Here is a 26838-nt window from a genome sequence, read left to right as displayed (position 1 = left end):
TCTTTCACTTTCGCACCCTCATCAACATGCGCGTCACGTAATTTTCAGCCCGCGTTAGGTTGAATAGATCCGACAAGATTGGGCCCAAATGAGGTGGCCAACCGACATCGGAAGTTCTGAGAATGATTTGCTCCCGGTTCGTGCTGGGCTGAACATAGGGTTCCAGGCGGATCAGCAGCGGTTTGCCAGTTCGAACGTTTTGAAAGCGCAGCACGTCGTTTGGGTCGTTGCGCGATGTCGGCTGGTCGACCAGGTGGCTTGGTGCTTTACCGAGTGTTCAATAAAGACGGGTTGTTCAGGCGCGCGATTAAGCGGGTGCCATCAGGCGCCGCTGGTTGTGGGGGCCAGGCCAATCGACAGAGCAAACCACGCCACAAACAGGCTGAGGCTGAAAAAGGCGAGGAAGGCGAAGACGAACATCAGCTTCGGCACAAAGCTTAACGCAAATGTCTGTACGCCGAATACTGGGGATGAGACGTCGCGTAGAACACGCTCCTTCAAGCGCGCAAAGCGCGGTGCCGAGGCAAGCTTGGCTGACGCAATCGGCACGACCACACCGAAGTAGTGCAGGATGCTCCACGACAAAGTGCTCGCAATCATCAGGCTCAGCCAGATCCCTGCCCCGAACGGGTCCGACCACCAATCGCCCAGAAACGTGTGTGGGGATACGCTGACGGAAAATACCTGGTCCGCAATCCAAAGCGACCCGAACACGGCCGCAACCGTCATCGCTGACAGCAGCATTGCAATCGCCACATCAAGGGCCGACAGCCACGCGACATCGGACAAGGTGGTCTCGCCCTTCACTGCGCGCTGTGCCAGCCGTTTGCTGACGCTGTAGGACACGTAGTCCAGCGACGCATTCACCAATGGAAGCAGCAACCACGTCACGCAGAGAACGACGTAGGTGCGGTCCTGAGTTGCCAGAAAATCGAAGGATTGGATCGCGAACCTCGTGTCGAGAGCGTGGTTGACCGCCATAAGGTCAATCGCCGCGAAGAACGCTGTCGTCGCAAGCGCCCCCGCGCAAACCCCAACGCCCGCGCCTGAGAAGCCGCCGATCAGGCGAGACGGCGCGCGGGCGGCGATCTTGGCCGAGACATAGAAGGAAGCGCTACCAAGAATGCCGCCGAACAGCGCCCCCTCCAACCCACCCGCGATGTCGCGGTGAATTACGAGGCTCTCGACCAGCCCGACTAAAGCCCCGGCGAACGCACCAGCCACTGCGCAGCGACGCGGCCCGAGGTCAGACAATGCGGTCAGCGCAAATATGGCGATCACGATGGTAGCAAAGACCGGATCCACGCCAAGATGCGTAAAGCCCACCGCCGCGAATCCCAGAACGACCGCGCCCACCACGATGCGCACCCGCCGGATGCGCCAGAGTCGCCGGAAGATCGGGGCGGAGGGTCGCGCCAATTCATCATCCGCCGATTTCCGGCACCAAAAGTAACCGCAGACGGTCACCCCCACGACGAGAAGCGCAACAAGGACGGCGGGCATTGCCTGACCCACATCATTCGCCCAGCCCGGGCGCCGAAAGATTTCTAGCGCGCCGATGCGCCCGCCCGCGTTCGAAAAGGCCAGGAGTCCGGCGAAAAACAGATAGACATAGGCGATTGACAGGCTCATCGCGAAGCTTCGGAAGCTGAAGCTGTCGCCGTAGGTTTGCGAAAGCCTGCTCAAAATGTGCCTCAGCCGCGTCTTATAGGCGTCGATTGGATGCACCTCGACGCGCTGCTGGATCAGACGCCGTTGCTCTTCGACAAACCGCACGAGTGGAAGCAGCGCGTCCATCCGTTCGTCCAGTGCCTCTTGCGCGAGTGTGTTGCCAACGTTGGCCGCCTCAGCAATAGGCCAGCGCAACGACGCCGGAACGTCCTGCCGATCAATGTCCAGCGCCTCGGCCAGTCGCTGTGCCGTTTCCGGTTTCAGCCCGGTAACCCGACCGTTCTCGACGATGGAGATATAGCCCTTCCGATTGCCGTTCCCCAACGCCACCGCTGCAAGTGCTTCCTGGCTGAGCCGCGCCGATTTGCGCCGCGTGCGCACCAGTTCCCCAAAAGCCTTCAGCTCAATCATTACTTTATCTCAACAGGTTAGCCCAACGTTACGTCTTGGTGAAACCTTATGTAACCGACAATGTAGCACGGTCTTGCTAGCTTGCGAATGTCTGCGGGAGTGGGGCGCGTTCAACGTCCTGCTTCTGCGGGGCGCCGAACGGGATTCTACATTTTTATCCGATCCGCAGCCCTTCGTGGCCGGTGCCCCGCGCGACGTGTTTCATGGCAGCCTCGCCATCTGTTCGGGGGTAGTTCTGAATGGCAACTTTTGATTTCACCGATGTGATCGCAACGGTCGGTGACACGCTCGGCACCAACGACGACGACATCATCCAACTCGGGTTCCCGAGCATCGGCGCCGCCAACACGTTTCGCGGGTCGCTGAGTTTCGATGCCGCTGGCGGCTTCGACACGTTGCTAGTCGATGGCGTCGTCGATCTGACGTTCGACACCGTCGCGGGTTTGGAGGCCACCCAAATCACCGGCGGACAATTTAGCGCCGGCACGTTGAGCGTTCAGGCCGCCGACCTTGCCTCCTTCGGCGAGATCACCATGGGTCCCGACGTGTTCAGATCCGGTGGCGGCGCCCTACAGGCAAATACGTTGGTCCTTGCGGGGTATGACGGTCTCACGCTGCGGCCCGAAATTACTGCAGCGACGGCGCAGGTGGTTCAAGTTCAGCTCAAGCCGGATACGTTTATCGAATTCCGGACGAACAACGGCGCGCCAATATTAGCCCCCATCTACAGCGGGACCGTGACGCTGGACCTATCCGGCATCAGCGGCCCCGCAGGCACATCGGTGCGTGCGGAGGCACCGATTGAGTTCCCCGACGGTTTCTTAAATGATCCGCCGTCCCGGTTCTTCGACCCCGACAGTCGCACCTTGCAGATGGAGGTTATCGGCGGCGACCTCAACGATGACATCGTCGGCTTCGACGGCAATGACAATCTCAGCGGCAATGACGGCAATGACCGCCTAGATGGCGCGTTCGGCGACGACACCCTCATCGGCGGCGCTGGGAATGACACGTTGCTGGGCGGCTTCGGCAATAACCTTCTGGTCGGTGGCGAGGGGGACGACCTTTACTTCCTCGGCTTCGATCCGATTGGGCGCCCGGTTTCGATTAGCAACACCATCGTCTTCGCGCCAGGCGACGGATCGGACCGGGTTCAAGAGGCCCAGTTCATGAGGTTCCTCGACCTTTCGGCCTTCGGCGAGGCAGAGGCGCGCGCGGCCTTCGACGGTCGCGTCCGGGACGGCAACACCATAACCCTAAGCTTCTCTGGCGGCGAACAGATCGCGTTGGAGTTCGGCACCACCTTCTCGGCGAACTTCTTTTCGGAAGATCGGATCATCGCGCCCGGCTTCAACGTACCGGCAACGGCAGTCGCGCTGGAAAACGTCGCGCTCCCGACGCTGCAGGAAGGCACCCCGACGATCCGTACAAAGGTCGCCGACATCGTCGTGACCGATGACGACGCAACGCAATTGTCCCTCTCCGGCGGCAGCGCCGATCTGTTCGAGATCGTCGGAACCGAACTGTTCCTTCTTGACGGCCTGCAACCACCATCCGGGGCCGGTCAGATCGAGTTGACCGTCGTTGCTGACGGCGCCGCGCAGACCAGCGTCACCTTCGATCTCAGCGGCCCCAACGGAGCCGCCGAAAACGTCTCGTTTACTCTGCTGCAGAACGGGGTGCTGGACGATGGCTCCGAAGGCGGCGCGTTGGCTCGGCTCAACTTCATCGACTCCGATGGCGGCACTGACATCACGCTTGCCGGCCCCGATGCCGATCTGGTGGAACTGGTCGACAACGAAATCGTGCTTAAGGATGGCGCGACGCTGGACGCCCAATCGGATGGCACGCTGGATATCTCGGTCGCGGTCGACGGGCAGGATGTCGACATCTCGGTTCCCGTGGTGGATGCCGATGGCGGCAGCGTCATCCCGTTTGGCGGCACACCCGTCTTCACGTCGGATGAGTACTTCTCCTTTCCCAACCCGCCCAGACCTGCGGTGATTTTGTATGAACAAGATATCGGGCTCGGCGCGACGGTGCTACGCGGCGGAAGCTTTCAGATTACCAGCGGTTTCTCGTTCAGCGGGTTCGCCGCCACCGGTGTGTTTGCCAACGGGTCGAACACGATCGAAAACGCCTCTACAATCAACATCGATGGCGCGTTCAGTGTCGGCGTCTTCATCGCAGGCCCGGGTGAGGCGCACAACGCGGGGACCATCAACGGAACCGGCCTGGAAACAGGCGGCCTCGGCATCTCTGGCAACGCGGTTCTTTCGAACGAAGGGCTGATCACCATCTCGGGGCGCGAGGCCGCCGGGCTGTTCTTCGACGGCTCGGGGACGGCGATCAACGTCGCCGGTGGCGTGATCGAAGTCGAAGGCGAAGAAGCGGCGGGCATCTTTGGCGACGGTTCGGGCATCCTCGTCAACGAAGGGCTCATTGTTGTTGGCGGCGACGCGCCCGCCGCAACCGGGATCAGCGGTGATGGCGACTTTTCGGCGCGCAACAGCGGGCAGATCGACGTGCTTGCCCCGGCCAGCGTCGCCGTCGCGCTTGGCGGGGATAACCCCACGGTGCTCAACGAAGGTGAGATCACCACGTCCGGCTCCTTCGGCATCGGCGTCGCGGCCATTGGCAACAACATGGAGGTTGCGAACACCGGCACCATCATTGGCTCCGGCCCCGGGTCCGTGGGCATGGTCGCCTCGGGCTTCAACGAGCAGTCACTGTCGCTCGCCATCGGCAACGTCGCGAGCGTGTTGCAGGATGGCGGGGTGCGCCAGAACGGGCCGGAATCCTTCGGCATCGTGACCGTCGCAAACGCCACCGAGGTCGCCGTCAACGGAAACCTCGAAATCAACGGCCCAGACAGCTATGCCATAGCCTCTTTCGGCGATGGCATCCGCGTGGACGTGAACCAGGCGGTCGAGGCGCGCGGCCTTGGCACGACGATTTTCAAGTTCGGCGACGCAGGCATGCCCGCCTCCGAAGGCGGGATCAGTGACGCGGGCGGCCCAGTACTCCGCGACCTCGGCGGGTTGCAGGCTCGCGACGTTGTGCTGACACTGGATGCGGGCGTGAACCCGAACGTGGCGGATTTCTCGGAAGGCAGCATTCTATATGACGCCTTTGGTGGCGGGCACAGCGTCGTGAACCGGGGCCAGACCATAGCCGGGCTGGAAAGCGGCTTCATCGTCGAAGACGTCATCAACGCGCCCTTCAACTTCTCGAACGACACCGGCGGCGACATGTCGTTCTCCGGCACGGTGTTCCGGATCGAAAGCGCGGGCGGCGAAGTCGGCATCGGCAACCAGGCCAACGCGTCAATCCGGGGCCTCGACCTGGGCGAGGTGACCGGCGTCTCGCGCTTCACCATGGTCAACGACGGCGAAATAACCGCCGCCCGCGCCGACGACAACTCCGACATTCTGGCCAGCGGCCTCTTCGTCCAGTCCGATGAGGCGAACGCCGTGATTGAGTTCGAGAACACTGGCAACGTGGCGGTTGCCGATGCCGCCGCGCTGGACCTTGAGGGGAACGGAGACGGAACCGGGATCGCGGTCGATAACTCCGGCGCGATTGCCGCAACCATGAAGACCCCCGATCAGGTGTTGGAAACCGATGCCATCGCGGGCCTCCGGGCGCTCGCGAATGGCGAAAATGGGACGCTTGACGTCACGAATACCGGCACAATTGACGGCAGCGACTATGGCCTGCAACTCGGCGGCGGCTCGGGCACGACGATCACCGTCGTCAACGGCGCCGGCGCACGCATCAGCGCGACGCGGGAGACGGTGGCCGATATCCGGCCCGACGACGACCAGACAGAGCTGCGCGGCACTGTGCGCGAGGCAACGGGGGTCGCCATCGACTCTGACGGAGAGGTCACGCTCAACAACAGCGGACGCATCGAGGGTCCGAACCACGCCGTGGACATCCGCGCCGACGACGTGACGCTGAACAACCTGTCGGGTGGTGAGATCGTCGGGGCCAGCTTCCCCTTCGCCGATGCGGACGGGATCGAAGACAATCAGGACCAGAACGCGTTCCCCCGCGCGACCTCCGGTTTTCCTCCCTCCGCTGTGACGATCCGTGGCGAGGGCGCGCGGCTAGCCAACAGTGGACTGATCGAGGCCGCCACCGAAGGCGCGGAAGGCAGATCGATTCATGCCGTGCTTCTTCTCGGCCCTGATGCTCAATTGCTCAACGGTGCCACCGCGAAAATCACCGGCAATATCAGCTTCGCGGAAACCGGCCTGGGCGGCACCGTCAGTCTCCTTCAGAACGCAGGCACAATCGAAGGCTCGATCGTCCATGGCATCCCGACACAGCAGATCTTGGGCCTTTCGAACAACGCCGATCCCGACACCGAGACGTTCGAACTCCGCAACCTCGCCGATGCCGAGATCAAGTCGGCAAGCCAACTGATCGAAAGCATCGGTGGCCAACTCAACATCGTGAACGCCGGGCTGATGGAGACGAGCTTCGACGGGTCCGCCATTGTCTTGGGCGGCGACGACCTGCGGCTGTTCAACCAGGCGGGCGGGGTCATCAAGGCCGAAAACGGCAGCGGCATTGACGTTGAGGATATCCTCGCCCTCGAAAAAGTGACGCTGCTGAACGCGGGTGAAATAACGACCCTCGGTACAGCCATGGCCGTTGATCTTGTCCTCAGCGACAACGCGGCGCCCGAGCTGTTGATGGCCAACGGCGGCACGATCAGCGTCAGCGGCAACGACGCGGCGGGTATGAACCTGACCTTCGGGCAAGGTTTCAACGGCGCTCAACTGAAAGCGCCGACGCGAGATGGCGATACCATTGCCGCTCTGCCGATCCCTGGACAGACGGGGGTGATCCAGAACACCGGGCAAATAAATCTGGGCGGCACCCACGCCATCGGCGTGAAGGTCGTCGGCACGAACGCCTCGCTCATCTCGAACGAGGGCGATATTCAGGGCATCGGTGACGGGCAAAAAGGCATGTCAGTACTCAGCGGCGACTTCGCTGTGGGGGCGGAGTTCTCTGGTTCGAACTACGTCCTGAACGCCGGGGATATCGAGTTGTCCGGGCGCGGCGTCATCGGGATGGAGGTTGGCGATCACGGCGAAGCGAATGTGCGCGTCGGTCAGGGCGAACTGGTTTATGCCATCGGTGACAATGTCTTCCGCGTTGAATCACTTGAGATTTTTCAGGAAACCACCAACAACGACATTCAAAGATTCCCTCGCGGCCGGATCGAGGTTACTGGCGAAAACGCTGTCGGGGTTTCGACCGATGGCTCGGGGGTCCGCCTCGGCCTCGCATCCGCCAACCCGGTCCTGAACTCGCCTGACATCGGTGAAATCATCGCCACAGGCAGCGGCGCCGTGGGCGTCAAGCTGGGCGGAAGCGACAGCCTGTTCATCAACAACGGCTACGTCTTCGGCACCGCCGCGGCCATTTCCGGTGACGGACTTGGCCAAAGCGTCTTCAATCTCGCCTTTATCGAAGGCCTAGTCGATCTTGCGGGGGGCAACGACACGTTCCGCCAAAGCTTTGGCGCCGAAGTCTCGGGTACTATTCAGGGCGGCGATGGCGTTGACCGGTTCGAACTGTTCTCGGCCGTCGTGTTCGACAATAACGTGAACCCGAACACCGTCGCCGCCTTCGACCTCGGTAAAGCTCAGGGGTTTGAGACTATCCAACTCGCGGGCGGCGGTGGATTTTCCGCAACCGGCACGTATTTCGGCCCCGAGATCCTGGTCAGCAACGGCGTGCTTTTCCTCGACAGCGCCGCAGAGGTGGGCGCAACCGACTTCAGGGTCGGTGAACAGGGCGCACTTGAAGTAGCGGGGGTCGTCGAAGGCGACCTGACTGTGGAAGACGGCGGCGCGTTGTTCGGCTCCGGCACGGTGACCGGCAACGTGAACGCCGCCCCTCTCGCAACCATTGGCCCGGGGTTCAGCCCGGGCACGTTGACCATCGGTGGGGACCTTGTCCTTGAGGGCCTCCTTGAGCTCGAAGTCGGCGGAAGCGATACGGCACTGAACGACGCTTTGGTCGTTCTCGGGCAGGCCGATCTGTCCAACTCTACGATCCGGATCGTGTTTGTCGATGGATACACCCCGCAATCGGGGGAGACGTTCGACCTAATACAGTCCTCCTCCCCGCTAATCGGGCTGAGTTCAGCACAGATCGAGGTTGTCGGCGCCCCAAGCTCCTTCGGACTCACCGAAGACGGGAGGTTCATGGAAGACGGCCCAGCGATGCTCGACGCACTTGATGACGGCGGGATCGGCTTTGCGACGGATGAAGACGCTGCCTTCACAACTGACAGCGTTCTGGCAAACGACACGGGCGCTCTGGGCGTCTCTGGGCTCGACACGACGGGCACGCTGGGCCTCATAACGCTCAACGGGGACGGCACGGTCAACTACAACCCGAACGGCGCGTTCGACGGCCTGGACACTGGCGAAACCGCCACCGACACGTTCCTCTACACCGTGTCGGGCGATGGCGGCACAAGCGACACGGCTGAAGTCACCGTGACCATCACGGGCGTCAACGACGCCCCGACAGTCGGCACTCTGTCACGCACGGCATCGGAGGACGACGCACCTGTCACCCTCGATCTTCTGAGCCTCGGCTCAGATGCCGAGGGCGACGCCCTTAGCCTGTCCGTCCTCTCCGTCACGTCCTCCGATGGCCGCGCAGTCAGCTTCGACGCCGACGCAAACGGGATCACCATCGACCCCTCCCAATTCGGCGACCTCAACACGGGCGAGAGCCTTGACCTGTCCATCGGCTTCGACATCGGCGATGGCGACCTTTCGACAGGCGGGCAAGCGACCCTCCGCATCGACGGCGCCGACGACACGGTTGCCCGCAACGAGGTCAGAGGAACCGAAGGGTCAGACCGCCTTTCGGGCACAGAGGCGGACGAGTTCATCTTCTCATTCGGCGGTCGCCTCGACCGTATGGAGGGCGGCGGCGGTGCCGACACCTTCGTCTTCGGCGACGAGTTGACGAACGGTGCGCGTGAGCGTGACGTGATCACCGATTTCGGCCTGGATGACCTGATCCTCCTCGCCAGCGACACGTTCCACTTCCGCGATCTTCCGGGCGGTGTGCTGATCACGCACGGCGGGGATCAGGATCGAATCTACGTGATTGGAGACGATCTCGACACGGACAATATCCAGATCGAAATCGGTTCGCCGGATTTCTTCATCTAGACTGGCGCAAGTAGTTGGTGACAAAAGGAAACTATGACATGAAACAGCTTTTCTTGACTCTGGCCCTTGGTGCAGCGCTGGCTTTCAGCGCAAGCACGGCCACGTCCGCCACCCTAAGCGAGGTGACCATCGGCGCCTCGCTTTTCTCTGCCGACGGGCTTGAAGTGATCGCAGACAACACCTCGATTGAAGCAGCAGACTTCTTCGGCGACGTCTTCGTCTTCGCCCCAATTGATGGCGGCGACGTGGACGCGTCGGCCGCGGCCAGCACCGACCTATCCCTCTTCGATACAACCTTCACCGAGATCCTCGGCGGCACCGCGCTTGATATCGGCGTGACGGACGACAAGATCTCCATCCTTTATGAACTGGTCATAAATGAGGAAAGCAGCGACCCTTTCGCGGTGGCGACCCTGTCGTTCGGGTTTAGCCTGCCCGACAACGTCCTCAGCTTCCTGGGCGACGTGGACGGTGAAATCGTCGATCTCGAAGTCTTCGGTGTCACGCCGAATTCGCCAGTGGCGGTGATACCCCTCCCAGGCGGTGCGACCCTGTTGCTCGGGGCGTTGTGCGCGCTGGCCATTGCCCGCAGACGCACGGCCTGCATCGACTGGCGCGTACTCCCGCAGGTCCGGCAACGGGCGGATCAGGACGTTGCCTAGCACCTGTTCCAGGCACTGGGTGATCCAGCCGCAACGAAGCTATCATCAAAGGACTCATAGGCCTCCTCGAAGTAAGTTTTCATACAGCCCCGCTCAACCCGCCGGTCGCGCAAGCGGGTCATGGACGACATAACGGCAGAAGACGTCGAAGATCTACGAGGTAATTCTTTAAGTCGGAGACCAAGTTTTTTTCCAATCAACGTCAGGTTTGACCCGCCGACTGTGAGTTCGATCATCTCCAAGCCTTGCACGTGCAGCGAAAGTCCGGTCTGTCGGGCCGCGCCGCAGCATTGCCCGGAAAGGGTCAAGGTCCGCAATGGGCCGTTAATGTCCGCATCCGGGCGCAGCTGACCTGGCACGCTTCACATCACCTTTTGTCGTGAAACTGCGCGACAAGGCCGAGAAGCAGAAATATTCCCGTTTCGCCACCTATGTGAAACAGGTCCTGTCGGCAGTCTTCTCATGAGGCAAAGAACGCGGTTATGTAACGGACAATCCAGCAAAGGGCGTACGACACGTACGCCGCAAACGTGGCACAACTGATGCCAATCGTCCATGGAGTGACAAAGAGCGGGAAACCGTGCTTGATGCCCTGCCAGCGCACATGATCCCCGCCATGACCCTGATGATATACACCGGGCTCGGACCTTTAGACGCTTTGACGCTGCCTAAGGCTTTTTTTAAGGATAGCGCCATAGCAACGGTTCGGTCCAAGACCGGCACGCCTGTTTACTGGCGTGTAATTGAACCTCTCAAGTCCATTCTAGACGCTGCACAGGCACACGAGGCTATGACGCTTTGTGCAAACTCTCGCGGCAGACCTTGGACCGTATCGGGTTTTCGCGCTTCTTGGCGCAAGGTGCGTGTGGAGTTGGAAAACAAAGACCAGGTTCAATCTGGTCTAACGCTTTATGGCCTCCGGCATACCGTTGCGACGATCCTCCGCGAGGCTGGGTTGGATGAGCGCACGATCGCAGACGCACTTGGTCAAAAGACCGAAGCCATTGTACGCCACTACTCAAGAACCGCAAATCTCAAGCGCAAAATGATCGGCGTCGGGACCGTTTTCGAGAGCGAAGTGAACAACCGGCGCACAAGAACTGTCAAACCCGGCTAGAAAAACCGTCAAACCAAAAGGCACGACTGATGCGGACAAAAAAATTCAATAATTTCAAAAAGATGAGTGGTGCCCCTCGATAGAGAAACCTCGAACAAATTGTTCGAGGTTTTCGAGGAATGGGAACACCTTCTCAAACAAGCTCATATTGATCTGGAGGAGCCAAAATCATGACTCCTCTTTCAAGCAAGTCGGTTCCTGAATTAGGACCCGACTTTAAAATTGCAGTTTCCAGCCGAAAGCAAAAAAAGAAACGCATCGCTCCCCTCTCCGTCCGTCTGTCAAAAGAGCAGCGGGCACAATTGGAACAGGAAGCGGCAGGCATTGCATTGAATGCCTATGTGCTGAGTAAGCTGTTTGACGATGCAAAGCCCAAACGCAGACGCAGACGCAAGAAGGCAACGAAACAGGATAAGGCGATTGCACGCGCTTTGCGGCGGCTCGGTCATTGCGGGATTGCTACTTATCTCGTTAGTCAAATAGTTGCCGTTGAAGAAGGCCGTTTGTTGCTGACGGACAAAGAAGAGAAAGACCTTCGCGCTGCGCATGCGGAACTTGACCGTATTCGCCGTGATCTGGTTGAGGCCATGGGATTGGAGAGTGAAGAACGCTCATGATCCTTGTCGGCAATCAGCGCGGCAACAGTAAGGACATGGCCAATCACCTTCTGAAAGCCGATAACGAAAAGGTCATCATTCATGAGCTTAGGGGCTTTTTGGGCAATGATCTGCATACTGCGTTTCAGGAATCCTATGCGATCAGCCGCGCGACGGATTGCAAGCAACATCTCTATTCATTGAGCCTGAACCCGCCTAAAGGCGCGGATGTTGATGCTGCGCAATTTGAGGAAACGATAGAACGTGCTGAAAAACGTCTCGGCCTTACAGGGCAACCCCGCGCGATAGTCTTTCATCATAAGCGTGGGCGGGATGGCGAAATGCGGGTACATGCCCATGCTGTCTGGTGCCGCATCGATACTGACAAGATGAAGGCCATTCATCATTCCTATGACCATAAGAAACTCGAAAAACTCAGCCTTGAGATATTTCAGCAGAACGGCTGGGAAATCCCGCGCGGCTTCTTCAATAAGGCTGAGCGCGACCCGCTGAACTATACCCACGCTGAACACCAGCAAGCCCGCCGCAGGAACAAGTACGCCGATGATATCAAGCGAAGCTTCCAAAGTGCTTGGGTAGCATCGGACTCTAAAGAAGCGTTTGCCGCTGCTCTCAAAGATCAAGGGTACATTCTTGCGCGTGGTGATCGTCGTGATTTTGTAGCGGTTGATGCCAATGGAGAGGTTTATTCCATCGCTCGCGCAACAGGTATTTACACAAAAGACCTAAGGGCGAAGCTTGGTGAAGCTGAAGGATTGCCGTTCGTGGGACAAGCCACGCAGCTTGCAGAGCAGTTACCGCGTCAGCAATCAATTTCACAAGACGCGGCGCAACAGCCTCAAAACTCGCGCATTGAAAGTCCGATTGAAAGACAGGTTCGCCATGATCCTGAGCATATTCTTTCGATGATGACTGAGCGTGAAAGTGTGTTTAGCCGCCACGATATTGCAAAGGCGCTCAACACTTACATTCACGATCCTGACGAGTATCAAGCAGCCTATCAAAAAGTCATGACCTGCGAAGAATTGAAGCCTCTCAATGCTGATCCATCAACGCCGGACAAAGATATTCGCTTTTCTACCAGCAATATTATCAGGGTTGAAAAAGACCTGATGCAAAACGCTCGGCAAATGGCAGCACGGTCAACGCATAAAATTCCTGACATTAAAGTTGAGGCGGCAATATGGAACCACGACGCCGCGCTCAAAAATGAGATTGGTGTCGGTCTGAGCGCTGAGCAAAAGCGAGCGATCCAGCACATGACGGATGATAGGCAGCTATCCTGCGTTGTCGGCGCTGCGGGAACTGGCAAAAGCACAATCCTTGCCGCCGCGCGTGAAGCCTGGGAAGCCTCGGGACATCGCGTATTTGGTGCGGCACTGGCTGGCAAGGCTGCGAAAGGGCTTGAGCAGTGTTCTGGTATTCAATCGCGCACGCTCGCCTCGTTCGAGCTTTCTTGGGAGAATGACCGCAACCAATTGCAGCGCGGTGACGTGCTGGTGATTGATGAAGCGGGTATGATCGGCTCAAAGCAAATGTCACGCTTTATCAATGAAGCCAAAGACAAAGGCGTTAAGGTGGTGCTGGTCGGTGATGCGGAACAGTTACAGCCTATTGAAGCTGGTGCGCCATTCCGAGTCATGACAGAGAGACTGGACAAAGCCGAACTCCAAAACGTCCATAGACAGCGGCAGGATTGGCAAAAGTCAGCCTCTCAGAGTTTTGCGCTCGGTAAAACACAAGCTGCAATCAATGCCTATCAGGAAAACAATCGGATAGAATTTGCTGAGTCACAGGATGAAGCGGTACAAGGTTTGGTCGCTGACTACCTCAATGATTATTGGTCGAGCAACAGTAAGCCTTCTCAACTGGCTCTTGCACATCGAAAAAAGGACGTGAAGGCAATTAATGAAACCATCCGTGAAGCCCGAAAAGAGGCTGGTGAATTACAGGATAACATAACCTTCCAAACTTCGCATGGTCGCCGTGAATTTGCGTCTGGTGATCGACTTCTCTTTACGCGCAATGATCGAGAAGTTGGCGTTCAAAACGGGATGCTTGGAACGGTCATTCAAACAAACGATGACAGCCTGACAATCGAACTCGATGACAAAGCCGAAGATGGCACACCAAATCTGCTCACAATATCAGCGAGCAAATACAATGATATCGAGCATGGTTATGCCACGACCATACATAAGTCACAGGGGGCAACTGTTGATCGCTCTTATGTGCTTGCCTCTCACACCATGGACAGGCATTTGACCTACGTCGCTATGACGCGGCACAAGTACGAAACCAAGCTCTATGCGAGCAACGAGGAAATTGGAAATTTTGATCGCTTGATTAGCAAGCTAAGTCGCGCAAGGCCAAAACAATCGACGCTTGATCTGACACAGCCTGTTTCTCTCGATAGAGAGCAAAACAACCAAGTGCCTCTGACAAAACATTTCAGAAAATCAGCGGAAAACAGCATGCCGGATTTTGAACACTTCAATCGCGATTGGGATAACACCCCAGAGATATAGCGCCTGCCACTGTAGCGATTGTTGTGAAACCAACATATATTACGAAAATTATTTGATTTCGCACTTTGAGGTTTTGCCAATGCCTTTAGACGATCAAAATCCAGCTTCGCCCGAATTTAAAAAGAGCGCTCAAGAGTGGACTGCAAAGCAAACTCCAGACAAATGGCAAGTCAAAGAGCAAGATTACGGGTTTGAAAAAGACAACTACCCCAACATCACGACCCAAGCGGAAATGGAGAACCTTCAAAAATCCCGCGAAGCTCCAAAGTTCGCAGAAGAATACACAATCGGCGGAACTATCCAAAATAAAGTTCATTCCGATTTGTCCGAACAAAACGAGCAGCGCATTGAATATCTACATGACAGCCTAGAAGCTGCTGCTAAAGAGTTTGAGGACAGTTTTGAAAAATCGGCTTTCGAAGGTTTTTCACGGAACGATAACGAGCCAGAGCTCTGACGTAAATTTGCGCCGAAGAAACCAAAAGTGGTAGTCTTCACATATGCAACTTTATCACGATAGAGAAGAAGCAGAAAAACAACTCGCCATGGAAATGCGCGTTATCACTCCACCATGCGGTGAAGAACGTGCAATTCGGCTCGAAAAATACGTTTGGGACGAATACGACTTTATTACTGGACGCATTTACGGTCACCCATACAGAACCGATGCGGGCATGATCGAGTGGGCTGAACAAAGTGCGGCTGAAATTAACATGCCGTTTGATTACGCATTGGATCAGCTTGTGAAATACAGCATTTTTATACTAACAGGAAAACGCTTGCCGAAAGAAACTGGTTTGTTTGCAGAGGCTTGATAGGCCAATTGGTCAACTCATGGGTGGTTTACAAACATGTTCTATGACTGGCTTTATCTCTATATTGTTTAGTTGGCTTACTTCACCCGGACTGTGCTGCATGTAAAACTTGTTGGCTCTTTCAGAGAGCAGTTCAAGTGCTTGCTGACTCTGTCGTAAGTTGTCAATTTCCAACTCGAGCATGGAAACCAGACTGTCCGGTTTAATCACATCGGTCGATCTAAATCGATAAGAGCCTGAGGGAGTGTTTCTGAAACTGAACTCCTGAGTCGTGCCAATTTCCCCGCTTGTGTTAAAGTCCGCTAACGGTTCGATGGCGGCTTTGTAAACGGCAAGCACCATCTCTTTTGCTACCATCGCATCTTCGGTGGATAGGTTGTGAGGCACAGAAAGGATTGTGCCGTTCGGCTTGTCAGTCTCTCCATCAAACAATGTCGTCGCAGCAATATTGCAACGCAGATCAGAAAGTATTTCCATAATTTCCGATGTATTACTCCAATTAAAAGCCATAAATTATTATAACACATTACCTGAATTTCGAAAAATGCTCTTTCAGCGTAGTGTTGATGTCATTGTTGCCTTCGAACTTAAGTACTTGAATAATTTGATTGGAGCCATATCTAAGGTGTTCTACGGCCCAGAACCCACGGCTGGATGAATACGTAGACGGTTCTTTGCTGAAATCCGTAGAACCAAGCCTTTTGAATGAAAAGTCAAGCGGGTTGAAAATCCAAGAGGTTGGGTTCCGGCGTTCATCATGAAAGCTTGGAATAAATGTTTCTACGTAATAGTTTGGGAAACTCTCCGCTACCCGAAATAACCGTCGTCCCTGACGCTCATGGCTTCCGGGCGTATTCTGAGCCTTACCGAAATATTTTACGCGAGCTGCAGGAATGCTCTCGGATAAGTCCACCTTTGCATAGAACATTTGGTCAAGAATGTTTCCTTTATCGCCATATGATCTCGTTCCAAAAACTTCGACATCGCCATCGACGTTCACGAATATTTTGCTTGGCAATATGGCTTCGTTCTTTTTGTTTTCACCAACCAATTTGATCGTGTCTGATATTTTACCGTCATGATCGAAAAGTATGAGTGAATACTCACCAAATCCTTGCGTAAGTTCTACAAATCTTGAGCCGTTTGTAGGGACAATTGCTACAAATTTCCCATTTTGGAGCTGCTTGGACTCGATATATGGAGAACCTTTTCCATCCTGAGGTCGCCGCCACACCACCGTTTTTTTACTAGACAGTATTTTTCCAGTATCGACGTCGTGTTCTTGCAGAATAACGCCGTACGCTGTACCGACATTTTTCGAAAGTCCTTCTGAAATTTCTATTCTTTTGCTGTCTACGTGCAGTCCTGAACTCACTATTTTTTTTGCGTTTTTGTCCAAAATATAATTTAACCGCCGCAAATTTCCCTCAAGCTTAACCGCCTCCCCGTTCCTGTAATTGTAAATATAGCTTTGCTGCAGCCCACCGGGCGCAGTAATGTTTATTAAATATAAATAAGTATTTAGTTTCGAACAGCTATAAATCAAACCTTTCAAGTCGGGAAATTCCATCTCCCAAGCAAAGGTTCCGTCCTCTCGATACTTAGACAAAGAGAGGCTAACTGCTTGGCTTGTATACAAGCCGTTTTCATCTTCAGCTTGGTATTCGTATGCGTCTGAGCAGAACAGCATTTCGCCTTGATTGGTGACAGACATTCTTGTTCTCGCGTTCGAGAAAAATTCTCTGGCCGTCACGTTTCCTATTTTTCGGGATTTCCCACGTGCCAACCTCACATGATGCCATGTCTCATTTAATTGTTTTGTTCGTTCTAATCTCGCTTCTTCGAGCCGTTGGTTTTCAGTTCTAATCCTATCCAATTCGATTTGTTCAGGTGTTTTTCGCTTTGGTTCTGTGGTCTTAGATTCCACCGTTGTTTTTGCTTTCGGACCAGTACTAGCCTGCGGTGTGGATGATGAGGCAGTTTCGCTGCTTGAAAACTTATCGAACTGGAGAAGCAGATATCCGCCAACTGCAACAACCGCAATTCCTGCCATGGCGGTTCCGAACAATCGTGCAAGAACTCCTCGCCGCCCGGTGTTACTCTGAGAATTTGGAATTTGTGTTGCGTATGATCCTGGATTTGGATGGGGTTGAGGTTGCTGAGCGTGACGGGGCTGATGGTTATAGGCAGACTGAGGCGCAAAAAATTGGGTACTCAGCTTATTCTCAAGCCCACAAAGCGGACATGTCGAAAAAATCGAAAGATACTGATGAGAAGGATTGATCGTGCAACCCACTAGGTCGTGATCAAAACTTTGCAGCATTGCGGACCAATCTGCTGCAGTTGGTCTACCGTTTGGCCCCTGACCACCAAATGCTGTTTCGAATGCGGAAATAATCGGGTCAGGAAGGGTATTGATGTCCAGTGCATGCGGTGGGGGCGCGTAGTTCTTTCCTTTGAGGTTTCTCTCGTAAACATACTCGAAGTTTTTTATTCGGGAGCCGACTGTTGGGGCATCACCAGTCCCTTTGTACTGAGCTGTAAATGGATGCTGCCCAAGCATGAGCAACCTGAATATCATCACCGCTAGAGCAAAGTTGTCGTGATTGGGTGTGCGCTTTATTTTGGAAAGCTGCACCCCATGGAGTTCGGCGGGTGTGTACTGGGGAACTTTGACAAGACAAGGGTAAGACTTGTTGCCAAGTTCTGCTTGGAAAGAGTCGCAGTCAATCAGCTTCACCCAGCCGCCGGTTGAATAAAAAATACCGCTTTCATTCACATCACCGACCATGAGGTTTTCGTAGTGAAGATGCATAAAAGCTTGTGCTAGATTGTGCGCGGCCCGAACCATGAACCGATAGTCGGCGTCGGGGAAATACTGGACGCGATTATCACGATTGTAGAGCTGGTGGATTGGAAATGCTTGCTGCACGCGTTGCATCGTAAACCCGGCGAACTGGCCATTATCGTCGACAACCAGTTGCTGTGGCATTGCCGCGAAACTCAGTTTTGAGTGAAGCCCAGATGCAACCATCGCAGCGACTTTTTCGTGCCGATCCGCTGCTTTGCCAGAGTGATAAATCTTAACAAGCGTCTGGGGGTCGCCGATAATTTGAAAGGCGGCCCCCTCTCCTCCTTTGGTGCCGACCTGACTTCCTATGTCAATCTTTCGGCTTTGCTTCAGAGGATTTCGAGTCAACGTTAGAAACTGCTGGTCGAAGTTTCCTGTCGCTTCGCTGAGCCAATATGAGTGATTTGTCATCATCTGTTCTCTCGCAAATCGCTTCTGAAGCGAGCCAACTCCTTAGAAACTTTGAAAATTCCCTATTTCTTCCGTTTGACTGAAAGTTTTCAAAAGGCTGGAAGAGCGAATGAAAGAATTCTTCATCTGCGCTCATGCGGTCTGGTAAGATGGCGAGTTTTTCAATTCCATCCGTTAACACTGCAATTTGCTGAACCGCTTCATTCACAATTACCCGTTCAAACCGCACCGTATTCATATCTGTGATGAAGTAGGTGCTCGAAGCATATTCTCCATGCATGGGAACTATCGGGACACCGAAATGACCATTGCATTTGGTCTTAAAGACACACGCGCCATCTCCAATTTGGATAAAGCAGGTATCGTTTTCACCAACGATTGCCATGACAAGAGTCGCAGCAAACTCGCGCATTTTACTTTCACGTGTTTTTGCGGCCTTAGAAATTCGGTACCGCGTAACCTCAACCCACTCTTTTACTAACTCATCTGAAAGTGAAGAGATTGTTTGTCCGCTTAAGAGATAGTCTTTGGCAAGCCGAGCAAATGTTCTGCAGGTTATCGCGGAACCGATGCCGCCAAATTTTGTACTGCCCGCTCCATCAGAAACAATCGCTATAAAGGCGGAGTCGTCATCAGATATCCGAACTTCAAACGCAGTCGCACTGTCCTGACATGCTTCATTCTTCTTCAAATGACGAATGCCGGTCGAAGTTGCTCCAACCCACATCCATGTTTGGTTGGGTGTCATATCTTTTAGTCGCGTCCCGGCGCCTCGCCCCAAGCAGAATAATCCTCAAGAACAACGCTGTCCCCTGGTTGTGATCCAGAAATTGACGCCATAGAAACAGAGAGCCATTTGAATAACTCGCGAAACATCAAGCCTTTCAATTTCAATGGTGGAGTAACACACAACTCTTTCAGTGGCCTGAATTCAGCATCGTCAACACCAACGGCAAAAAAAGAAAAGGCTTTTTTGCTTTCGCCTTCTCGAACCCGATCAACTGCTTCATTCCATGTGTCCGTCCCATAGTCTGTCGGCCCCCCATCGGTAATGAGGAAAATCCATGGGCGGAAATATTCCACTCCATTTTGTTTGTATACTTCCTTCCGATCCTTGAGCATATCCGTAGCGGTAAGAACCGCTTGCCCCATTTGCGTGTTTCCGCGCTCTTTAAGCTCAAGAGGCCTAAAATCGCGTGCCTGTGTAAAATCCGCCTCGACCCTGACGTCACTACCGAACGACACGATGGCAGCTTCAACGCGTTTTGCGGACAATGGGTCGGAAGCCACTTCGGTTGCAAATATCTTTAGGGCACGGTTAAGACTCTCGAGTCTCTCTCCTTTCATCGAAAAAGAAACGTCAAGCAGCAAAATACAGGCGCAACGTGGTTCCTCTGGATCTCTCAGAGGAGCGAGGGCAAACGGGTTAGTATCAGTCATTCTTTTTGGTGCTCCAGACTAGACTAGGTTGTGGCTTTTGACTTCAGTAAGTCGTAAGCATCACTAATGTGATGGCTTCCAGCATTGCTTGATTTCGCGGTGCTCATCAGCATCGCTTTACGCTTGTCTAATTCGAAAATAGTGAAAGGCTCAACGAGGCCGAAAATGTTCAGGGCGTCATTGTAGGCAATAGAGGTGGCTTGTGCTGTATTCGATTGATGTCCCTTTTGTTGAGGAGCATGCGGTACCGCGCCTTTATGTTGCTTCTTAGACCGAGAGGATGAATACGCGATCAGCCTAGAGCGTGTGGCTGCCCGACCAGAAGTTTCTCTGTGGTCTGTGTCATGTTCGTAGAAAGCAACTGGCAACTCTCGATAGTATGGCATAGTTCCTACGCGCAAAGCCCGTTTGCCAAATCGAGTTACAATCATCATTTGCTTACGAGGATCAAGAAAACGCCGAACTTGGTCGGGTGTCAGAACATTCTCGGTTTTGGTGCCGACTTTCTTTTTGAAAAACGGAATCCAGCCGGATTTCTCAGTTCGTGTTTTTTCACCGATTTTGTTCGCGAGATAGGTCGCTGTGTCATTTTCATTTGTCGCCATCCAGTAAACAGCGTCTGCATTGCCGATGAAGCCTTTCCAGCCTTGCGGGTAAGCCTTTTGCATTTTTTCCAAATCCTGCGAAATTGCGAGCAACCGGACACCATATGAACGCATGACTGGTGCCGATGTTTCTATGGCTTCGATATAGCCAAGGCTTGGCATTTCATCGACAGCGAACAGACAAGCATGTTCGAGATTGCCTGGTATCTTTTCAAAGAGATCAAGGCTTGTGACGGTCAGAAGTCTGAACCAGTTTGACAGTTCTTCACGGATTGCATTTGTTGGAGCGCAGACAAAGAGGTTCAGGTCACCGAGCTTCAAATCTTCAAGCGAAAAATCTGAATGGCGCGATATATCCCTCACTTCTGGAATATCCAAAAATTTTAGGGCCGCACGCATTGTGGAGAGAACGTCCCCCAAGGACTTACCAGTTCCCGCGAGCGTAGCAGCAGCATTGGAAATCGTCCCGTCATAGGCGTTATTTTGCTGCATTTGGTGTACCAAAAAAGCGAAAGGATCGGCTTTATTGGGATCAATGTGTTCGTGATAGCCGCGCGTAGCCAATTCCCGAACACGGACAAGATTGCGCTTTATGGGCGGTTCTGTGGTGTAAACATGTAGTATCAATGACTGTAAAAATTGACGGGCAGTCTGCGGGAAATATGGCTTTGAACCTTCCATCGGCACAATGGCTTCAGCCATTTTCATAGAGTATTTGACGACTGCGTGTTTACCCTCGCGCCTCTCTACGCGCATTAGCTCATCAAGGGCATTCCATGATGCCGTTTTATGGTTTGGGACTGTGTTGTATGGGTCAAGCACCGCAACTTGCTTTCCCAGTCCACGAATGCCGTTTCCGCCTAATCCTCGTCGGTTGGCAATAACTTTTGTGATCTGTCCTTTGGGATCAATAACAAATGCATTGCCTTTGTGAAGGCCGAGTATTGTTATGAGAAAGGTGGTTTTGCCTGCGCCTGTTCCGGCAATCATCGCAAGATGGCGTTCGGCCTTAAACCCCAATGGTTGCAGCAAATTGAAGCCGAGAAAACGCAAACGGCCTAGGAGCGCATAGTCGGGTTTGAAGACGAAGGTTACGCGAGCCAAAAAACCCGCAAAGCCAGCCGTCGCACCGCTGCCAGTCCGAAAAACTTCTTCCTGCCATTCGGTAAAGCGCACCCAACCTTGCAACAGTTGCCGCCACGGGAACCAAATAAGACGGTGAAAATAATCAGGATTCCAAACGCCATATTTGCGAGCGATAACAATCCCGATGGTTCTCAAAAATGTAATAGCAGCTATCAGAGTGACAGCCCAAAGAATAAACGCCACGATTGCTCCAACCCGCACTCATGAACTTATCAGTGTAAAAAGTTGTTAACAAAATTAAACCGAGTTTGCAGCTAAAATTGTCCAACTGGTGCACTACAATTCAGGCATGCCTAGAATTTACCCGAGGATGTAACTTTCTGCTTCAACACTCGTCCACCTGAGCAGGGCTGAGAAACAATGCCGCCAAAATGCTGATACCTTGTTCAGCACTTAATGAATGGAGTGTCAGGTTGATGCATTGACCCGCTGTTACTTCCGCGCTGCCGCCTAAAAAATGAACCATTCGGCGGCTTGTGCAGCAATGATGACCGCTTTCATGACCGCCTGTCACCTTCATGATTGCATCAGCAATGATCTTGAGTTCAGAATCGGACGCACATTCCTCACTCTTGGCTTGTTTGGACTGCTCAAATCTTTCGAGGTATGTCGGAAGAAACCGCCGCTTGATATCGACGGCGATGTCTTTGGCGGGGCGCTCTGGATTGAAACCAATTGATTTACAGGCGCGGTGGTAACGGCTGGTCAGCCTGTCAGGAAATTGACCAATGACCTTGAAGCGAGGCTTGTTCCAATCTCTGACAATAGACAAGCCGCGCCCTGAACCGTCTATGATTTCATAGCGTTCGATACAAGACTGCTCCTTAAGGCGGCTGAGTTTCCAAGGCACGCACAAATAGAGCGCAGCTTGTTCGATACGGGCTTGATACTCAAGCATGATTTGTGCCCCCAAGCCTTGTGAAACCCGGTCCTTGAGGGCGTTTTGAGCCGTATTTTTCTCGGATTTCTTCCAGTGTCGCATTGCCGCGTGAAAAGCTTCGGAACTGTTCGGGGCGGAAATACCAAGCCTTTTTGTTTTTCGACCATTTGAAGCCGGATTTTTTCAAGGTTTCCTTATGGGTGCGCGTATCACCAGTAATCCAAATCCAGGCTCCGCATACTTCAACAATTACCCCGTGGATAGGTAAAACGGCTTTCAGCGCATTGTTGAACAGTTCCCCATAATTGGATTGTTCGTCTTTAATTGTCCCTGAAAAGTTCTTGAGAGCGTCATAGGCTGTATTGATGACTTTCATCATCTCTTCACCTGCGGAGTTAATGTCAGGATGGTACGTGCGGCACGCTGCACGATAGGCAGCTTTGAATTGGTCGGGGGTGACATCACCGGAAAGGCCAAGAATTTTGGATGCATCATAGATATTCATAGGGAACACTCACTTTTCAGGGTTTCGACATCGGAGAAACCTCTTCCCCCTGTCGCTTGAACCCTTGCCAAGCGGCGAGCGCCCCAAATCATGAAAAACAAAAAAGCCGGCATCGAATTTCGATGCCGACCTTCAAGGGCGTTCGTTCAAGTTCTGCGGATTTAAAAGGGACCGGAATGTTAGCTCTGCCCGCCAGCTTTACTGGCGTTGGCAGCGCTTATGTTTCGAAGCCCTTCTTAAATTCTCAGGTTTTGAAACAAGCTGGACTTGGGGTTCCGAGCACAGATTTCCTGTGCGCCCACTGAATTTTTATACTTCTATCGTGTCTTTCCTATCATCGGTCAAATGCGACAGAAACTGAACTATGCGAGAATTTGACGGAGTTTGGCGCAAGCAACGGATGGACGCTCACCGCTCAACGGCATCGACTTGTGAAGATGACCACGTCGCGGTTACTGACAAAAATCAAGTCATCCGTTTTGATTTGAAACTATGAATTAAATTTAATTTGTATTTTTATTGCATTTTAGAGATAGCTCATTGTTGAGCGACGTCTCAAATAATGGCTCAAAAATCCTTTTATCAATATAGTAATACTTATCGGGATCTTCGATTATTTTCCTGTATTCGTTCTTTATTTCCACAACGGTTTCGTCATAAAGTTCACAAACCTTGTGCACTCGCAGCGCTCTTGCAATACTAATTTTTTCTAAAAAGTGCAGTGATTCCATTTTTTGAATAATGATCCTATACAAGTCACTCGCGCTCTCGACGCCTTCTGCATAGAGAGAATAGAGTGCCTCCCGAGTCTTGTATTCTCTTACGGACTCGCTCCAATTTTTGCGTTCAACTTTTTGAAGTAATTCTCTTTGCTTCTTTAACGCTTTTTCAAATTTTCCTTGCCTGTAGTATAGTAATGCAACCGTATCCATCGTACCATTATTATTGGAATCAAGAAAAGGTTGTAAAGCACTATTTGCAAGTCGTATGTCACCCGTCGTAGGTTTATCCCAAAGAAGTCGCCACGCAAGGTCGTTAGCTATTCGTTCTTGTCCTGGTGCTAAATCGTAAATTGTTCGAAGTATCGTCTCTTGCTGCCTATAGAGTCCGGCTCTTCCGAACTGACTGGCAATCGAATAGCAAACGTCAACTCTGTTGATCGCCGCTGGCTCGAGCCTAATCGCGCTGTAGTCGACACCTGGTCCACAGGCTAGAGACAAGAAACTATTTTGCTCTCCTACTTCCTGCGCTAAAACCGCAGCGCGAATACAGGCAGAAGAAGGCGCAGCTTGACAAAGCGCCTGATCCCAACGGCGTATTTCACCTACTACGCCTTGTGCAAGCCATTGGACCGGCCACAGTAAAAGAAGCGATAAAGCAAATACAAAAGTTGAAAGAAACCTACCAGGTCTCTCATCAGGATCAAATAACCAATAAATAAATTTGTTGGAGAACATGCTCACAACTGAAGAAGTCGAGACAAAGAGCCAAATCCAAACACTAGTGAAAAATGTTGTTACAAAAACAATGGAAAAATAGGAATAAAATCCAAACGCTTCAAAAAAGATGTCCCACCAAGAAACATATACGTGCTCTCGCATAGATTTCTGGAGGTTGTACCAAAAACCATTTCCCTCCAAGAAATTAATAGCGCCTTGCCAAGTAACAAACTCAAGTTCACGCACAGGGGTGTTTCGAAAAACCCAAATCACAGTTATTACTATCAATGCTGATAATAAAAAGTCACCAACGATAACAAAAAACTGACCTAGAGGCGTTTTTGGCATGTACATTATACAATATCTCGATTCTGCCAAAGAGATGTAATCGGCAATTATGTTGATCGCAGCAACTATTATCATAAACCGCCAAAACGAAATCTCCATTGACATTCGCCCAGAAAGAACGCCGTACGAGTGAAGAAAGAAGTAAATTAACGCTGCCCCAAAAACTGAGACAAATGAGGAACTCAGAAAACAACGGAGTGACAAGTGGTGTTTTCCAAACGCTGCACAAAACAAAGCATAAAATTGTTTACGCCAGTCAGAATGCTTGACAGCGCCAACCATCCAAAGCCCCAAATCATCTCTGCGCTCTTGCCGAATATATGAAATGGTCGAATAAGTGATAACAGAGAATATACTGGCAATAGTCAAAGACCATCCTACGTATTCGGCAAAGATCTTTTCAAAAGACATCTGATTACCTTATTTTCTTGCAGAAGGATGCAATTCAAACAATTCATATTGCCGCTTCAAAATCATTGATATTTTGAATTAGATATTTTCGTTACTAGAATATTTTTGTCTATGCAGAATAACATCGATAAATTTGGCAATTGTCCAAATATTTTCCTGTTGCAGATTTGAATAGCTGCCTCTGATACTGTCCGGAACGATGAGTTGAACTCCAGATTCTTGCATCAAGCTTGTTTGGGGTAGCGAAATAGCGGGTTCAAGGGTGATAAGATGTTTCGTCTCGATTCGCTCTGCCTCTGGCAATATCTGGGGCCAGCGATCTTTGCAGGTAGATTTCGCAGCAAGCATTGTCAGACGAGATGTGTTGAACTCAGGATCAAAATACTCGTCCTTGCCGGGGAAAATGAAATCAGGCTTTTTTCCCTTTTCCGTTATGACTTGCGAGTCATAACGCAGCTTAAATGCATCGAACACCGCCTTGAGCTGGTTCTCAAATGAGTGTCCCATACGAGATTTTCTGCGATTTTGAACACTGAGAGAATACTTGATGAAGCCGTCAACATCCACATCGTCTTCATTGACAAATCCTTCCTGAATTCGCTCCGCAACAACCTTCTTCTCCAACCTTCGAAACAGAGCCTCTTCGTGATCCAGCCAAGCGGTGAGTGCAAAATCGGGATCGTCGAGGGCATTGACCTCCGGCAAGGTCAATCTGGCCAACTCCGATAACTCGGCCGTTTTCGGGAACTCAAGGCCAAACCGATCAATAATCGTATCAAGAGAGTTCGCATCCGGGTCTTCAAACTCGATACCAATCTCGTCGAGTATGAACCTCGATATAAAATCGACCTTGCTATCGTCGCCTGAAAACTCTGCAAACTTGAATTTCTTCTGTGGTTCATCGTCTAGTCCAAAGAGCCAGAGTAACTGGCTTTGGATGGTGCTGTCCGACGGCACAACAATAAAAAGGATTGTTTCGTCAGGCCGGATCGCGAGGAAAAGGGTATCGCCCGCAGACATAATATCTGTCACTGCGTTTGACGTATAGTAGAGTCTATATTCGGGTGGACGCGGTTTACCTTCACGACAGTTATAGTGTGTCGCAAACCCGTGATCGGTTATGGTTTCCTGCTCGTCGTTAAGCCAGATATATGTGACATCAAACTCGGACTTGTCAGTACCGAGAAACTTTCTCATCGGCACCGTGGTGCCGATTTCGTGCTGATTGGAACTCTTGGGTTCGGCATCTACTGGCGACAGTATCTTTACGCCTGCGCCGTCAAAATATTCAGATAGATGCCCCTGATTCATTGCCCCTGACTTCCAGTTCATTCGCTCCATTCCTCAACCAGAAAGAGCATAAATCAATAACTGAATCCAGTTCTAGTCGAGCTTTTCCCTTCAATGCACATTCCCAAACAACAGCGACGCGCCAACCAGCATTCTTTATGGTGGCTATATTGGTTATATCGCGAGCTTTATTGGAAGAAATCTTGTTCTTCCAGAAGTCTTCTCTGGTCTTGGGCCATTTGAACAAATGACAATCATGACCATGCCAGAAGCAGCCATTCACAAATATCACTGCACCGTGTCGCGGGAATACCAGATCGGGTTTGCCGGGCAATTTCCTGTCATGCAAACGGAAACGAAAACCCTTCTTGTGCAGGCCCGAACGAATAACAATCTCCGGCTTTGTGTTTCCGGACTTTATGCCAGCCATCATCCGGCTACGGGTTTTTGGTGATACGATATCTGCCATTGAAG

18 protein-coding genes are annotated in these 26838 nt (G+C 52.6%); 7 read left to right on the top strand and 11 right to left on the bottom strand.

The features are described from left to right. Positions 1-321 precede the first annotated feature (321 nt). Positions 322-2082, bottom strand: coding sequence for a helix-turn-helix domain-containing protein (locus tag ABVF61_RS19200; protein WP_353995135.1), 1761 nt, complete (start codon positions 2080-2082; stop codon positions 322-324). 239 nt (positions 2083-2321) lie between these two features. On the opposite strand from ABVF61_RS19200, the gene ABVF61_RS19195 reads away from it, so the two are divergent. The 7 genes from ABVF61_RS19195 to ABVF61_RS19165 all read left to right on the top strand — a co-directional run bounded on the left by ABVF61_RS19195 (position 2322) and on the right by ABVF61_RS19165 (position 15038). Then, on the top strand, positions 2322-9299 hold the full coding sequence (locus tag ABVF61_RS19195; protein WP_353995134.1) for a pectate lyase-fold domain-containing protein: 6978 nt from the start codon (positions 2322-2324) through the stop codon (positions 9297-9299). Between the two features lie 38 nt (positions 9300-9337). Continuing rightward, complete coding sequence (locus tag ABVF61_RS19190; protein WP_353995133.1) at positions 9338-9961, top strand: hypothetical protein; 624 nt, start codon at positions 9338-9340, stop codon at positions 9959-9961. Between the two features lie 616 nt (positions 9962-10577). Then, positions 10578-11078: a tyrosine-type recombinase/integrase gene (locus ABVF61_RS19185; RefSeq protein WP_353995132.1), complete on the top strand. Its 501-nt coding sequence runs from the start codon at positions 10578-10580 to the stop codon at positions 11076-11078. Positions 11079-11248: 170 nt separating this feature from the next. Next, the gene (locus tag ABVF61_RS19180) at positions 11249-11695 is read left to right on the top strand and encodes a hypothetical protein (protein WP_353995131.1); all 447 of its coding nucleotides are present in this window, start codon (positions 11249-11251) and stop codon (positions 11693-11695) included. Next, positions 11692-14223 carry a Ti-type conjugative transfer relaxase TraA gene (gene traA / locus ABVF61_RS19175; protein ID WP_353995130.1) on the top strand — a complete coding sequence of 844 codons (2532 nt, stop codon included), beginning with the start codon at positions 11692-11694 and terminating at the stop codon, positions 14221-14223. The genes ABVF61_RS19180 and traA overlap by 4 nt, the downstream gene beginning before the upstream one ends. 79 nt (positions 14224-14302) lie before the next feature. Further along, complete coding sequence (locus tag ABVF61_RS19170; RefSeq protein WP_353995129.1) at positions 14303-14680, top strand: hypothetical protein; 378 nt, start codon at positions 14303-14305, stop codon at positions 14678-14680. Between the two features lie 43 nt (positions 14681-14723). Next, positions 14724-15038 carry a hypothetical protein gene (locus ABVF61_RS19165; RefSeq protein WP_353995128.1) on the top strand — a complete coding sequence of 105 codons (315 nt, stop codon included), beginning with the start codon at positions 14724-14726 and terminating at the stop codon, positions 15036-15038. Between the two features lie 12 nt (positions 15039-15050). Here ABVF61_RS19165 and ABVF61_RS19160 read toward each other — a convergent pair whose 3' ends face one another. The 10 genes from ABVF61_RS19160 to ABVF61_RS19115 form a co-directional block, all read right to left on the bottom strand. Further along, positions 15051-15515 (bottom strand): hypothetical protein, encoded by a 465-nt coding sequence (locus tag ABVF61_RS19160; RefSeq protein WP_353995127.1) that lies wholly within the window; start codon positions 15513-15515, stop codon positions 15051-15053. A gap of 49 nt (positions 15516-15564) precedes the next feature. Then, on the bottom strand, positions 15565-18303 hold the full coding sequence (locus tag ABVF61_RS19155; RefSeq protein ID WP_353995126.1) for a helix-hairpin-helix domain-containing protein: 2739 nt from the start codon (positions 18301-18303) through the stop codon (positions 15565-15567). After that, positions 18200-19048 carry a PP2C family serine/threonine-protein phosphatase gene (locus ABVF61_RS19150; protein ID WP_353995125.1) on the bottom strand — a complete coding sequence of 283 codons (849 nt, stop codon included), beginning with the start codon at positions 19046-19048 and terminating at the stop codon, positions 18200-18202. The genes ABVF61_RS19155 and ABVF61_RS19150 overlap by 104 nt, the downstream gene beginning before the upstream one ends. A 5-nt stretch (positions 19049-19053) precedes the next feature. Continuing rightward, on the bottom strand, positions 19054-19740 hold the full coding sequence (locus tag ABVF61_RS19145; RefSeq protein WP_353995124.1) for a vWA domain-containing protein: 687 nt from the start codon (positions 19738-19740) through the stop codon (positions 19054-19056). Between the two features lie 23 nt (positions 19741-19763). After that, entirely contained in the window at positions 19764-21674 is a 1911-nt protein-coding gene (locus tag ABVF61_RS19140; protein ID WP_353995123.1) for a type IV secretory system conjugative DNA transfer family protein, read from the bottom strand. Between the two features lie 142 nt (positions 21675-21816). Beyond that, complete coding sequence (locus ABVF61_RS19135) at positions 21817-22389, bottom strand: hypothetical protein (protein WP_353995122.1); 573 nt, start codon at positions 22387-22389, stop codon at positions 21817-21819. After that, positions 22382-22876, bottom strand: a complete 495-nt coding sequence (locus ABVF61_RS19130; RefSeq protein WP_353995121.1) for a J domain-containing protein — start codon at positions 22874-22876, stop codon at positions 22382-22384. Before ABVF61_RS19130 ends, ABVF61_RS19135 begins: the two co-directional genes overlap by 8 nt. 503 nt (positions 22877-23379) lie before the next feature. After that, entirely contained in the window at positions 23380-25074 is a 1695-nt protein-coding gene (locus ABVF61_RS19125) for a hypothetical protein (protein ID WP_353995120.1), read from the bottom strand. A 78-nt stretch (positions 25075-25152) separates the two neighbouring features. Continuing rightward, a complete protein-coding gene (locus ABVF61_RS19120) occupies positions 25153-26406 on the bottom strand; it encodes a type II restriction endonuclease (protein WP_353995119.1) in 1254 nt (417 codons plus the stop codon). Next, a complete protein-coding gene (locus tag ABVF61_RS19115; protein ID WP_353995118.1) occupies positions 26363-26833 on the bottom strand; it encodes a very short patch repair endonuclease in 471 nt (156 codons plus the stop codon). Before ABVF61_RS19115 ends, ABVF61_RS19120 begins: the two co-directional genes overlap by 44 nt. Positions 26834-26838 lie beyond the last annotated feature (5 nt).

This window comes from Roseibium sp. HPY-6 (assembly GCF_040530035.1).
GTDB lineage: Bacteria > Pseudomonadota > Alphaproteobacteria > Rhizobiales > Stappiaceae > Roseibium.
Note: the sequence above shows the minus strand (reverse complement) of the source record. Positions and strands in the feature narration are given on the sequence as shown.